Source organism: Enterococcus sp. 3C7_DIV0644, from assembly GCF_002141235.1.
GTDB lineage: Bacteria > Bacillota > Bacilli > Lactobacillales > Enterococcaceae > Enterococcus_D > Enterococcus_D entomosocium.
This window is the reverse complement of sequence record NZ_NGLK01000001.1, coordinates 2,163,553-2,175,447: the sequence shown is the minus strand read 5'-3', so window position 1 is coordinate 2,175,447 and position 11,895 is coordinate 2,163,553. Positions and strand designations below refer to the sequence as shown.

16 protein-coding genes are annotated in these 11,895 nt (G+C 43.1%); 1 reads left to right on the top strand and 15 read right to left on the bottom strand.

The window, feature by feature from the left end:
- Positions 1-110: 110 nt before the first annotated feature.
- Complete coding sequence (locus tag A5877_RS10345) at positions 111-1,097, bottom strand: Rgg/GadR/MutR family transcriptional regulator (RefSeq protein ID WP_086298993.1); 987 nt, start codon at positions 1,095-1,097, stop codon at positions 111-113.
- A 302-nt stretch (positions 1,098-1,399) separates the two neighbouring features.
- Between A5877_RS10345 and A5877_RS10340 the strand changes: the two genes are divergently transcribed.
- On the top strand, positions 1,400-2,713 hold the full coding sequence (locus A5877_RS10340) for an MFS transporter (protein ID WP_086298992.1): 1,314 nt from the start codon (positions 1,400-1,402) through the stop codon (positions 2,711-2,713).
- A 57-nt stretch (positions 2,714-2,770) separates the two neighbouring features.
- Here the strand turns inward: A5877_RS10340 and truA are convergent, their stop codons facing one another.
- The 14 genes from truA to rpmD all read right to left on the bottom strand — a co-directional run bounded on the left by truA (position 2,771) and on the right by rpmD (position 11,895).
- Positions 2,771-3,517: a tRNA pseudouridine(38-40) synthase TruA gene (truA, locus tag A5877_RS10335; protein ID WP_008376361.1), complete on the bottom strand. Its 747-nt coding sequence runs from the start codon at positions 3,515-3,517 to the stop codon at positions 2,771-2,773.
- Positions 3,518-3,672: 155 nt separating this feature from the next.
- Entirely contained in the window at positions 3,673-4,470 is a 798-nt protein-coding gene (locus A5877_RS10330) for an energy-coupling factor transporter transmembrane protein EcfT (protein WP_005227113.1), read from the bottom strand.
- A complete protein-coding gene (locus tag A5877_RS10325) occupies positions 4,460-5,326 on the bottom strand; it encodes an energy-coupling factor ABC transporter ATP-binding protein (RefSeq protein WP_005232516.1) in 867 nt (288 codons plus the stop codon). The genes A5877_RS10330 and A5877_RS10325 overlap by 11 nt, the downstream gene beginning before the upstream one ends.
- Positions 5,302-6,138, bottom strand: coding sequence for an energy-coupling factor ABC transporter ATP-binding protein (locus A5877_RS10320; protein WP_086316785.1), 837 nt, complete (start codon positions 6,136-6,138; stop codon positions 5,302-5,304). Before A5877_RS10320 ends, A5877_RS10325 begins: the two co-directional genes overlap by 25 nt.
- 271 nt (positions 6,139-6,409) lie before the next feature.
- A complete protein-coding gene (gene rplQ, locus A5877_RS10315; RefSeq protein WP_003128038.1) occupies positions 6,410-6,790 on the bottom strand; it encodes a 50S ribosomal protein L17 in 381 nt (126 codons plus the stop codon).
- Between the two features lie 70 nt (positions 6,791-6,860).
- The gene (locus A5877_RS10310) at positions 6,861-7,799 is read right to left on the bottom strand and encodes a DNA-directed RNA polymerase subunit alpha (RefSeq protein ID WP_008376367.1); all 939 of its coding nucleotides are present in this window, start codon (positions 7,797-7,799) and stop codon (positions 6,861-6,863) included.
- A gap of 79 nt (positions 7,800-7,878) precedes the next feature.
- The gene (rpsK, locus tag A5877_RS10305; protein WP_005227104.1) at positions 7,879-8,268 is read right to left on the bottom strand and encodes a 30S ribosomal protein S11; all 390 of its coding nucleotides are present in this window, start codon (positions 8,266-8,268) and stop codon (positions 7,879-7,881) included.
- A 27-nt stretch (positions 8,269-8,295) separates the two neighbouring features.
- On the bottom strand, positions 8,296-8,661 hold the full coding sequence (gene rpsM / locus A5877_RS10300) for a 30S ribosomal protein S13 (RefSeq protein ID WP_005227102.1): 366 nt from the start codon (positions 8,659-8,661) through the stop codon (positions 8,296-8,298).
- A 17-nt stretch (positions 8,662-8,678) separates the two neighbouring features.
- Entirely contained in the window at positions 8,679-8,795 is a 117-nt protein-coding gene (gene rpmJ / locus A5877_RS10295) for a 50S ribosomal protein L36 (RefSeq protein ID WP_002288710.1), read from the bottom strand.
- A gap of 32 nt (positions 8,796-8,827) precedes the next feature.
- Positions 8,828-9,046, bottom strand: a complete 219-nt coding sequence (gene infA / locus A5877_RS10290) for a translation initiation factor IF-1 (protein ID WP_002288695.1) — start codon at positions 9,044-9,046, stop codon at positions 8,828-8,830.
- Between the two features lie 188 nt (positions 9,047-9,234).
- Positions 9,235-9,879: an adenylate kinase gene (locus A5877_RS10285; protein ID WP_086298991.1), complete on the bottom strand. Its 645-nt coding sequence runs from the start codon at positions 9,877-9,879 to the stop codon at positions 9,235-9,237.
- 60 nt (positions 9,880-9,939) lie between these two features.
- A complete protein-coding gene (gene secY, locus A5877_RS10280; protein ID WP_005227099.1) occupies positions 9,940-11,235 on the bottom strand; it encodes a preprotein translocase subunit SecY in 1,296 nt (431 codons plus the stop codon).
- Positions 11,235-11,675, bottom strand: coding sequence for a 50S ribosomal protein L15 (gene rplO, locus A5877_RS10275; RefSeq protein ID WP_003128016.1), 441 nt, complete (start codon positions 11,673-11,675; stop codon positions 11,235-11,237). Before rplO ends, secY begins: the two co-directional genes overlap by 1 nt.
- A gap of 40 nt (positions 11,676-11,715) precedes the next feature.
- The gene (gene rpmD, locus A5877_RS10270) at positions 11,716-11,895 is read right to left on the bottom strand and encodes a 50S ribosomal protein L30 (RefSeq protein WP_003128015.1); all 180 of its coding nucleotides are present in this window, start codon (positions 11,893-11,895) and stop codon (positions 11,716-11,718) included.

Below are 11,895 nucleotides of genomic sequence, written 5' to 3'. Positions count from 1 at the left end.
TTTTGTGCTCAGGTTCCGCAGTTGTTCGCTCTAGTGGTCTTAGCATCCATTACCCGCTAGATCCCCTTCGATTCGGGGAGCAATGCCTAGCCCGTTAGCCCTTAGAGCGTTTAGCGAAACATAAGATAACTGTTGGGTTCTTCCGCATTTTTCTTGATGGAGTGCAACGATCGCTCCCATAATTTAACCATTTTGGTTTGTTTTAAGACGCGAAAGATCGAAAGCCCTTGATCGATTTTCAACAGTCCTTTTTCTTGATCGCCATAAATATACCAGTACCATCCTTGATAGCAAAGAAGATGCGTACTGTTTAGCATGTCTCCGCGATCTGCCAATAATTCCTCTGCAATGGTCAACACCTCTTTTGCCCACTCCAGGCGGCGAAAATTGACAAACGTCGTAAAACAACTAAAAATCAAATCCATTTGAATTTCTCGCATCAAGGACAAACCTTGTTCTTTTTTTGTGCGAGAGATAGCGATCTGCAGTAAGTGATAGGAGGTTTCGACAGGAAACAAGAATTGAAAATAACGAAACAGCAAAATCTCATAAACGCCCCAGTTGTCTACTTTCGTAAGGTAGGAAATGACGGGGCGGGTTTTGGTGCGAAGCTTTTCCATATAGTCGCCAGAAGAGTGATCGGGTTTAGGACCTGAGAGATTGATTTCATGTATCTCCTTTGTGATCTCAAGGTACAGAAAAACAAAAGAATGCTGTTTGGAAGCGGCGATCAGTTCGCTACGCATTTCCTCCAGCCCTTCTTTGCTTCTCTGGGCGTGGGCGTTACTCAAATAAGCTTCTTTGTTGATCCCTAAAATTCGATCCAGTAAATCCATAAATTCGCTCGTCATATAGCTGGGAAAGCTCATCAGGTTGTCGTGACCTTTTACGCCCTTTTGTTGCGCACGCAAATAATAAAACTCCTCCACTGTGACATGGATATTTTCTAATAAGCGTTCCAATCGATGAATACTGATACTTGAAGCACCTTGCTCAAATTTACTGATAAACGAGCGACTGTTTTGTTCATCCGCCACGTGAGCGATCGTATAGCCGCGCTCTTTGCGCAATTGTCGGTACAGTTTTCCTTCTTCCATAACCATCCTCCTCACAACGATCGGTCTACAAACACCAAACCAATCCCACTTCACGAATGAAGCTCCGCAATTAAATTTTCCTGTTCTAGATTCAAGTTTAGATTCAAACCTATAAAATGTTGAGGAGCAAAATCTGCGGCACCTTATTTACATGCCACTCTTTTAACTGCTAATCACTCGTGACAGTAACCTCTGGTATGCTCCTGGTACATTTAAATTCCACTATAGTGGATTATTTTCTTCTCTTAGTATAAAGCATCCTATACTGATTTTACAACGTAGAACGTGAAAGGATGATTTCGATGAAAGAATATCAACAAAACAACGGCTATCGTGCCTTAGTCAACGCCGCCTTACTCAGCGGTATCGGCATGAGTTTATTTAATATCGTCTTTGTAGTTTATGCCAGTACTTTACCCTTTAATGCCCTTGCTGTTTCCTTAGCCTCCATGGCACTGCTGATCCCTGATCTCTTACGGATCCTGACCGGCTATCTAGCCGATCGTACCAAAAACAAAGTGCAATGGATGATCAGCAGTCGACTATTACAAGGAGTCCTTTTCGTGGCACTCGCTTTTTTGATCCAACTGCCGCCTAGTTTATGGTCTTTCTTCCTTTTGCTAGGCATCAACATTGTATCTGATTGTTTGGGCGCTTATTGTTCTGGGTTACAGCTGCCCTATGTTCGCCGTCTTGTGCCTGCTGATTCCTTAGACAGTGCCATGGGCTTTCAAATGGCGTGTCAAACCACCGTTCAAATCGTCTTTCAAGGCATCGGTGCTTGGGGTATCATTTTACTGAATAATAATTTTGCGGCTTTTGGTTTGATCAATGCCGTGACGTTTTTCTTAGCCGCGATCGTGATCTTCTGGAACCGCTCGCTCTTCTATGCGGTGCCAGGGAAAATCAATCAAGCAGCAACACCACTCTTTCAGAATTTCTCGGATACTTTTAAATTATTGACTGGTACGGCTTTTCTTAAAAAGATGATCCTCTTTGCCTTACTGATCAATACCTTAGCTGCTAGTACGAGCGGTCTACTAAATCTCCAGCTGTTGGATGACCTTGCGCTTTGGTTTGCCACTTATGGCAACACCGTTGCGATGGCAGGCATCGCTACTTCGATCGGTATGGTCGCTGGCGCCTTGTTTGCTGCCGACTGGTTCAAGAATACCGGTCTGGTTCGCTTGATTGCGTATACCTCTTTCGTTTTATGTCTGTTGACCTTGAATTTTCTCTTCCTGCATAACCGTTGGCTCATGATTGCGCTGCTCTTTGCTGAAGGCTATCTGATTGGAAAAATCAATCCACGTTTTTCGGCACATCTGATTCGTGAGATTGATGAAGAACATCTCGCCATCAGCAGCGGGATCTTTTCCACCATTGTAATGCTAGGGGGACCTGTCGGACAAATGATCTTTTTAGGCATCGGCAATCGCTATCACGTTGCTTGGAGCTGGCTGCTTTACTTGCTTTTCGCATTTTTGGTAGCCATCGCCGCCTTAGTCGCTGCCGGTACCTTGGAAAAAACACCCACCACTGCTGCGCCTAAAAACGCGACGGCAAGGACTGAAGATTGGCAAGAAACCACCTCTGTTTTGCCTGAGAAAAAATAAAAACACAAGCTTTCGCTTTCTCTTGTTGTGTAAGAGCAGCGAAGCTTGTGTTTTTCCTTATTCATAAGCAACATGAACCAAATACAATCCTTCTGGATGAGCCGTGGGACCTGCCGCATTTCGGTCTTTTTGCGCAATGATTGCAGGAATGCTGTCAGGTGCGATCCGTCCATTGCCGATTTTCAGCAATGTGCCCACCATGATCCGGATCATCTTGTACAAAAATCCATCGCCGCGAAAGGTAAAAATCAACTCATCTCCAGCGTCATTGACCGCCATGGACGCCTCATGGATCGTCCGCGTCTTGTCATCGACTGAACTGCCCGTCGCACAAAAACTGGTAAAGTCATGGGTGCCTAAAAAATCTGGCAACGCCCGTTGGATTTTTTCCAAATCTAGCGGATACGGATAATAACTTGCATAATGACGGCGGAAAGGACTGCGGGGCTTCCCAATGTCTACCCGAAACTGGTAGGTTTTTTCAATGACTAAGTAGCGGGCATGGAAGGTATCGTCAACGATCTCCACCGATTTTACCGCAACATCTTCTGGCGTTTGGGTATCTAAACCAAAGCGCATTTTTTCCAGTGGACGCTTTTGAGGGAAATCGAAGTGGATCACTTGCCCTTGCGCATGGACACCCGCATCGGTGCGGCCAGAGCCATGAATCTGAATCGGCTGACCATTGTTCATCTTCGTTAATGTCTTTTCAATCTCTTCTTGAACCGTTCGTCCATTGGGTTGACGTTGAAATCCTTGAAAATTCGTGCCATCATAAGCGATCGTCGCTTTATAGCGGACCATTGAATCACCTGTTTCTTTCTATTTTTTCAAAAAAAGGCCTATGAGAAAAGTCTGATCGATCGACAGGCCTTTTCGAACCAGCCGCTGGGATTGCGAGCAGTCTCGTTGCTTCGTTAAGAACCTTTCGTGGGTTGACTTCAATCATAGGTCTTCGATTATCCTCTTAAGAACACTAACGCTACTGTAAAGAGCGCAAAAACGATGACAACCAATGTGTCCCGTTGGTGCCAGTGCAAAATACGATACTTGGTACGCCCTTCGCCGCCTTGATAGCCTCTGGCTTCCATAGCGGTAGCTAGATCTTCCGCACGGTTAAAGCTGCTGACAAATAAAGGAATCAATAAAGGAACGATCGCCTTCATCTTCTGCAACAGTCCCCCTTCGCCGAAATCGACCCCGCGGGCACGCTGAGCATTCATAATTTTTTCTGTTTCATCCATCAAGGTTGGTACAAAGCGCAACGCAATCGACAGCATCAGTGAGATTTCATGGACAGGGAAACGGATCGCTTTTAAAGGACGCAAAATGTATTCGATCGCATCTGAAAGCTCTAATGGGGGCGTCGTTAACGTCAACAGAGTCGACATGAAAATGATCAAAACAAAACGACAAAAAATAAAGATCCCATTTTGGACACCAAATTCTGTGATGTTAAAGATCCACCAAGACCAATAGACGTCACCGCCGGTAGTAAATAAAATCTGTAACGCCACGGTAAACAAAATCAGCCAAATCAAAGGACGCACGCCTCGAATAAAGAAGCCAAAATCGATTTTTGAAAAGGAGATACAAAAGAGCGTAAAAGCACCCGCTAATAAATAGCTTTGCCAATTATTCGCCAAAAAGATAATCGCGATAAAATAAAAACTAGCAATCAATTTGACTCGTGGATCTAAACGGTGGATCAAGGAGTCCCCAGGAATAAAACGACCGAAAATCAGTTTATTCATCATGGGCAGTCGCCCCCTTTGCTACTAAAACATCTGCCAGCTCATCAGCTGTTAGCGGCAACTGCTCAAATGCCAATCCTCTGGCTTGTAGTTGCTCCGCAAATGCAGTTGCTGTCGGTACCCCTAGCTGCTTTTCTTGCAGCCAGGCAGTGTCTTGAAACACAACAGACGGCGTGCCTGCTTTGACGAGACGGCCTTTTTCTAACACATAGACATAATCAGCATAGTTTGCCACATCATCCATCAAGTGGGTCACTAAAATGATCGTCATGTTCTTTTCCCGATGCAGGCGATCAAACATTTCCATCATCTCTTTGCGTCCTTGTGGATCTAAGCCAGCTGTCGGCTCGTCTAAGACCAAAACTTCTGGTTCCATAGCCAAGACCCCAGCAATCGCTACACGGCGCATTTGCCCCCCTGAAAGGTCAAATGGTGAACGTTCCAGAAAACTTTCATCTAAACCTACCAATTGAATGTATTCTTGGGCTAAACCTTTGGCTGCTTCTTCGGAGACCCCAAAGTTTTTCGGTCCAAAAGCGATATCTCTCGCAACGGTTTCTTCAAATAATTGGGATTCAGGAAATTGAAAAACGATCCCGACTTTTTTACGTAACGGTTTTAGATTTTTGTTGTCTGTCTCGGGTTTGATGACTCGCTCACCGATCGTGACCGTGCCAGTCGTTGGTTTTAATAATGCATTCAAGTGCTGCAGCAACGTAGATTTTCCGCTACCCGTATGACCGACTAAGGCGGTATAAGAGCCTTCTTTGATCTCTAAATCGATATCGAACAAAACTCGCTGTTCAAACGGAGAATGCGGTTGGTAGGTGAATCCTACTTGTTCAAAACGGATGTCCATAGCCAATCCACCATCCCTTCTTCAGTTAAGTACGCTTGCGGTACCGTGACGCCCCGCTGTTTTAGTGACGCCTTTAATTTTTCAGGAAATGGCAGATCTAAGCCTAGCTCAATCAGTTCTGGACCTGCAGAAAAAATCTCTGCGGGTGTCCCTTCGCGGACGAGCTCTCCTTGACGCATCACCAGCACCCGATTGGCGTTGGCTGCTTCATCGATATCATGGGTGATCGATAACACGGTCAAATTGTTTTTTTCTTTGATTTTTTTGATCGTTGCGATCACTTCTTCACGACCTTCTGGATCTAGCATACTAGTGGCTTCATCAAGAATGATGATATCTGGACGCAATGCAACGACGCCCGCAATGGCTACCCGCTGTTTTTGACCACCAGAAAGACGCGCGGGTTCCCGGGTCGCAAACTCGCTCATCCGTACTTGTTCCAGAGCGTCTTTGACACGAACCAGCATTTCTTCACGTGGGATTCCTTGATTTTCCAAACCGAAAGCCACATCATCTTCCACCGTCGAACCAACGAATTGATTGTCAGGGTTTTGAAAGACCATACCGACCATTTTTCGAATATTCCAGATATTTTCTTCATTCAAAGGCAATTCGCCGACAGAAACACTGCCTTCTTGCGGCAAGATCAAGCCATTGATGGTTTTTGCTAAAGTTGATTTTCCAGAGCCGTTATGGCCGATCAACGCCACCCATTCCCCTTTGTTGATGGAAAAGGATACGTTATTTAACGCGGCACGCTCTTCTTCACTATAACGCACAGTAATAGCATTCAATTCAATGATTGGCTTCATGATAGACTCCTTCATTTGCGATTAATTCTTTCTAACACTACCAAAAAAGCGCACGTTTTTCAATGATTCACGCACGATTTGTCTCCAGATCTTTTTTTCACTTGCCATTACCTGTCTTGACAGGTAATCGAAAGTAAAAAAAAAGCACTTTATGATGAGTGCGTACACCTCGAAATACATCGAGGTGTAGGCGCTGAGCTAGACTCGGAAAGTTTCTTCCAACATCATAACACTCTTAGTAAACATCTATAAAGTGATGATAAGTGTGATTTTAAACAAGTTCTAGGATAACCATTGGTGCAGCATCTCCGCGTCTTGGTTCTGTTTTCAAGATACGAGTATATCCACCTTGGCGATCTGTGTAACGAGGAGCGATATCATTGAATAATTTTTGTAATGCTGATTCAATAACTACTTCTTCGTTTTCTTCACGTACACTTGCAACTTCATTACGAACGAATGCTGCTGCTTGACGACGTGCATGCAAATCACCACGTTTACCTAAAGTGATCATTTTTTCTGCAGTTGAACGAACTTCTTTCGCACGAGCTTCAGTCGTAACGATACGTTCGTTAATGAATAAATCAGTTGTCAAATCACGCAACATCGCTTTACGTTGGCTAGATGTGCGTCCTAGTTTACGATAACTCACGTGGTTTCCCTCCTTCACTTTCGAATGTTGTATCGGTCAGACGAACCGAACTAACGTAATCGAAAACGGTTTAATCGTCTTTACGTAGTCCTAAACCTAAATCATGTAATTTCACTTTGACCTCTTCAAGAGATTTACGGCCTAAGTTTCTTACTTTGATCATTTCTGGTTCAGATTTGTTTGTCAATTCTTGTACAGTATTGATTCCTGCACGTTTTAGACAGTTGTATGAACGAACAGATAAGTCTAATTCTTCGATCGTCATTTCCAACATTTTTTCTTTTTGTGTTTCTTCTTTTTCAACCATGATTTCAGCGTTTTTCGCTTCATCAGTTAGGTTAACAAAGATGTCTAAATGTTCAGTCATGATTTTCGCAGACAAACTCATTGCTTCCAATGGTTCGATTGAGCCATCAGTCCATATTTCCATCGTTAATTTGTCGAAATCATCTCGACGACCGACACGTGTGTTTTCTACTTGATAGTTGACACGACGTACTGGTGTATAGATTGAATCGACTGGAAGAACGCCGATTGGCATGTCTTCTTTTTTGTTTTCGTCCGCTTGAACGTAGCCGCGGCCAGGTTTCACTGTTAAGCGAGCATGGAACGTAGCACCTTCAGAAACGGTACAGATATACATATCTTTGTTAAGGATTTCTACATCACTATCAACGATGATATCGCCAGCAGTTACTGTAGCAGGTCCTGAAATATCAATTTCAAGGGTCTTTTCTTCATCCCCGTACATTTTCAATGCAAGACCTTTAATATTCAAGATGATTTGAGCAACGTCTTCCCGAACACCCTTAACAGTTGAGAATTCGTGTAAAACTCCATCGATTTGAATATTGGTGATTGCCGCACCAGGTAAAGAAGATAATAAAATACGACGTAGGGAATTTCCTAGTGTAGTTCCGTAGCCTCTTTCAAGAGGTTCCACGATGAACTTGCCATAATCTTTGTCTTCATCAATCTTTGCGATTCTTGGTTTTTCGAATTCAATCATTCTTATCTATTACCCCTTTCAAAACGAAAAGTGTCTTGTTCAATGACGTATTTGTTACACTCAAAATGAGCAGCACTCATTAAACACGACGGCGTTTTGGAGGGCGGCATCCATTATGAGGGACTGGAGTCACGTCACGGATCGCACTCACTTCCAAACCTGCTGCTTGTAATGAACGAATTGCTGCTTCACGTCCAGAACCAGGTCCTTTAACTGTTACTTCAACAGTTCTTAATCCGTGTTCCATTGCTGCTTTGGTAGCTGTTTCTGCTGCCATTTGAGCGGCAAAAGGAGTAGATTTTTTGCTTCCTTTGAAACCTAATGAACCAGCTGATGACCATGCTAATGCATTACCATGAGTATCAGTGATCATTACGATTGTATTATTGAATGTTGAGTGAATATGTGCAATACCCGCTTCAATATTCTTTTTCACACGGCGTTTACGACTCACTTTTTTTGCTGCCATGAAGTTTTAACCTCCTTCACTTAGGAATTATTTTTTCTTGCCTGCGACTGTTTTAGACGGGCCTTTACGAGTACGTGCATTGTTTTTCGTGTTTTGTCCACGAACTGGCAATCCACGGCGATGACGGATCCCACGGTAAGAACCGATTTCCATCAATCGTTTGATGTTTAAGTTCACTTCACGACGAAGGTCACCTTCAACTTTTAATTTATCAACTTCTGCACGGATAGCATCTGTTTGTTCATTCGTTAAATCACGAACACGAACTTCTTCAGACACGCCAGCGTCAGCTAAAATTTGTTTTGCAGTCGTGTTACCAATACCATAGATATAAGTAAGTGAAACGACCACACGTTTATCACGAGGAATATCTACTCCTGCAATACGAGCCATATTTGTTACACCTCCGATTATCCTTGACGTTGTTTATGTTTTGGATTTGCTGGGCAAATCACCATAACGCGTCCTTTACGACGAATTACTTTACAATGTTCGCACATTGGTTTTACTGATGGTCTTACTTTCATGATAATACCTCCTGTGGTTTTACGGAGTACAATTATTTAAAGCGATAAGTAATGCGGCCACGGTTCAGATCATACGGGGATAATTCCACCGTTACTTTGTCTCCAGGTAAAATACGAATGTAGTGCATCCGGATCTTACCAGAAACGGTCGCTAGAACTTGGTGTCCGTTTTCCAATTCTACTTTAAACATTGCATTCGGCAAAGTTTCGACGACTGTACCTTCGACTTCAATCATATCTTCTTTTGCCACGCACAGTACCTCCTTGTACTTGTGATTTTCACACGATAAAATGGCGGAAACTCGGTTCCCACCTGATATTCTCAAACTATGCTCCTACTTAATAAAAAGTAGAAGTCGGACTGACATATTCTATCATATCCTGTCAAAGATTTCAAGAGAAAGTTTTAAGCTGCAAGTTGGACTCGGGCAATCTATGATTAGTCAATGATCTTTTGAACATCTTTGAATACAGCGTCGATGTCGCGATCCCCATCAATCGATTGCAATAACCCTTTGTCTTTGTAATAAGTCAAAATTGGTTCACTGCTTTTGATATTGACAGCTAGACGATTTTTGACCGTCTCAGGCTTATCATCTTCACGCTGGTAGAAGTCATGACTTCCACAACGATCACATGTTCCTTCCTCTTTGGGAGGATTGAACAATTTATGATAAGTTGCCCCACAATTGCGGCACATGAAGCGGCCGGCTAAACGTTCTACAAGAACTTCTTCAGGAACATGAATATCAATAACGGCATCAAGTTTTTTGTTAAGGTCAGCTAGCATCTCATCTAACGCTTTTGCTTGATCCAAAGTACGAGGAAAACCATCTAATAAGAAACCTTTCTCGGTATCAGGTTCAGCTAAACGTTCTTTAACGATCCCATTTGTAACCTCATCAGGAACTAATGCGCCTTGATCCATGTATGATTTTGCTTTAAGGCCTAGTTCTGTTTCGTTCGCCATCGCAGCCCGAAACATATCGCCTGTTGAAATATGAGGAAGACCGTATTCAGCAACGATACGTTCTGCCTGAGTACCTTTTCCAGCACCAGGTAATCCCATTAAAATGAAGTTCATTCTAATTCCTCCTGTAAGTTTTTGAATAGTGTTGAGGAAATCCTCAACACTTCAATAACTTTAATTGATGAAACCAGTATATTTCCGTTTCAGCATAAGCCCTTCTAACTGCTTGGCAGTATCAAGTGCCACACCGATAATGATCAATAGACTCGTTCCACCTAGTCCGATCGATTGCGGTAAATTCCAAGCCATCTGAGCGATGATTGGAAGTAAAGCAACCAATCCTAAAAAGATCGATCCCACCGTGCTTAATCGCATCAACAAACGCGATACATATTCTTCTGTTCCTTTACCAGGACGCACACTCGGAATGTAACTTCCTTGTTTTTGCAAGTTTTCCGCTAATTTCTCAGGGTTCACTTGAACAAATGCGTAGAAGAAGGTAAACGCAACAATCAAGACAGTGTAGATGATCGCACCCGGTACAGTGTTGTAACTAAAGATCGTTTGCACCACTTCGTACCAAGTTTCTCCTCTATATGAACTACCTAATGCTTGAATGATCGCATTTGGTGTTGTAATAAAAGAACTGGCAAAGATAACTGGGATAACCCCGGCAGCATTTACTTTCAAAGGAAGGTAACTGCTGGTAGGCGCTCCTGCTACCCGTTTTGTATATTGGATCGGAATCTTGCGTTCTGCCTGTTGAACATACGTTACTAAAGTAATGACGATCAACACAGCGATCACAAGCAGCGCCATAAAGATAGCATTTAGCCAGATATCCGATTGATCCACGTTAATGAAGTAATCTTCAATCAATTCTTTGATGCTTGCTGGTAAGCGTGAAATGATCCCCGCAAAGATGATCATTGACACACCGTTTCCGATACCACGCTCGGTGATCTGCTCTCCTAACCAAGTGACTAACATCGTTCCGGCTGTTAAAATCAGTCCGATCACGATATAGGTTGCCATATTAGGATTGTTTACAAACCCGAGTTGAGTGTAATAGTTAAATCCAGCCGTTAATGTCATGGATTGGACAAAGCCTAATACCAACGTCAAGTAACGTGTTGCCTGATTTAATTTCTTACGACCCACTTCACCTTGTTTCGACCATTCAACAAATTTAGGGACGATATCCATCTGCAACAACTGAATGACAATTGAGGCAGTGATGTAAGGCGAAACCCCCATCGAGAAAATCGAAAATTGTTGCATGGCGCCACCACTTACCAAATTCAACATGTTTAAAAATGGTAGATCCGCGATGGTATTTAGGCGACTTGCGTCTACGCCTGGCACAGTAATATGTGTTCCCAGACGAAAGACAAACAAGATTAAGACGGTGAACAATATTCTGGATCTAATATCCTTAACCTTAAAGGCATCCTTCAATAGTCTGATCATTAGATCACCTCGATTGATCCACCAGCAGCAACGATTGCTTCTTCAGCTGCTTTTGAGAATTTAGCTGCTTTCACAGTCAATTTCTTCGTTAATTCTCCGTTAGCTAATACTTTGATTCCAGCTTTTTCGTCTTTGACGATTCCAGCTTCGTGTAAAGCAACAGGTGTTACTTCAGCACCGTCTTCAAAGCGGTTCAAGACATCAAGATTGATGACTGCATATTCTTTGCGGTTCACATTTGTAAAGCCACGTTTTGGTAAACGACGGAACAATGGTGTTTGTCCACCTTCGAATCCTAGACGTACTCCGCCGCCTGAACGAGCTTTTTGACCTTTTTGTCCACGTCCAGCTGTTTTACCGTTACCAGATGAAGTTCCTCGTCCGACACGGTTACGTACTTGGCGTGAGCCTTCTGATGGTTTTAATTCATGAAGTTTCATAGGTTTGGCACCTCCTTAATCAAACTAGATCTGCTGATCCTTAGACCTCTTCAACGTCCACTAAGTGAGAAACAGTGTTAACCATGCCTTTGATTGCATCATTAGCAGGTTTTACAACTGTTGAATTCAACTTTGTAAGACCTAACGCTTTTACAGTATCACGTTGGTTTTGGGGACGTCCGATAATACTGCGTTTTAAAGTAATTTTCAATTCAGCCAT

Coding starts and splice junctions, on each gene's coding strand:
- A5877_RS10330 (WP_005227113.1), bottom strand. CDS start 4,470: ATGATGAATAAACTGATTTTCGGTCGTTTTATTCCTGGGGACTCCTTG.
- rpmD (WP_003128015.1), bottom strand. CDS start 11,895: ATGGCTGAATTGAAAATTACTTTAAAACGCAGTATTATCGGACGTCCC.
- rpsM (WP_005227102.1), bottom strand. CDS start 8,661: ATGGCTCGTATTGCAGGAGTAGATATTCCTCGTGATAAACGTGTGGTC.
- truA (WP_008376361.1), bottom strand. CDS start 3,517: ATGGTCCGCTATAAAGCGACGATCGCTTATGATGGCACGAATTTTCAA.
- rpmJ (WP_002288710.1), bottom strand. CDS start 8,795: ATGAAAGTAAGACCATCAGTAAAACCAATGTGCGAACATTGTAAAGTA.
- A5877_RS10320 (WP_086316785.1), bottom strand. CDS start 6,138: ATGAAGCCAATCATTGAATTGAATGCTATTACTGTGCGTTATAGTGAA.
- A5877_RS10285 (WP_086298991.1), bottom strand. CDS start 9,879: ATGAACTTCATTTTAATGGGATTACCTGGTGCTGGAAAAGGTACTCAG.
- rplO (WP_003128016.1), bottom strand. CDS start 11,675: ATGAAACTTCATGAATTAAAACCATCAGAAGGCTCACGCCAAGTACGT.
- A5877_RS10345 (WP_086298993.1), bottom strand. CDS start 1,097: ATGGAAGAAGGAAAACTGTACCGACAATTGCGCAAAGAGCGCGGCTAT.
- A5877_RS10325 (WP_005232516.1), bottom strand. CDS start 5,326: ATGGACATCCGTTTTGAACAAGTAGGATTCACCTACCAACCGCATTCT.
- A5877_RS10310 (WP_008376367.1), bottom strand. CDS start 7,799: ATGATTGAATTCGAAAAACCAAGAATCGCAAAGATTGATGAAGACAAA.
- A5877_RS10340 (WP_086298992.1), top strand. CDS start 1,400: ATGAAAGAATATCAACAAAACAACGGCTATCGTGCCTTAGTCAACGCC.
- secY (WP_005227099.1), bottom strand. CDS start 11,235: ATGATCAGACTATTGAAGGATGCCTTTAAGGTTAAGGATATTAGATCC.
- rpsK (WP_005227104.1), bottom strand. CDS start 8,268: ATGGCAGCAAAAAAAGTGAGTCGTAAACGCCGTGTGAAAAAGAATATT.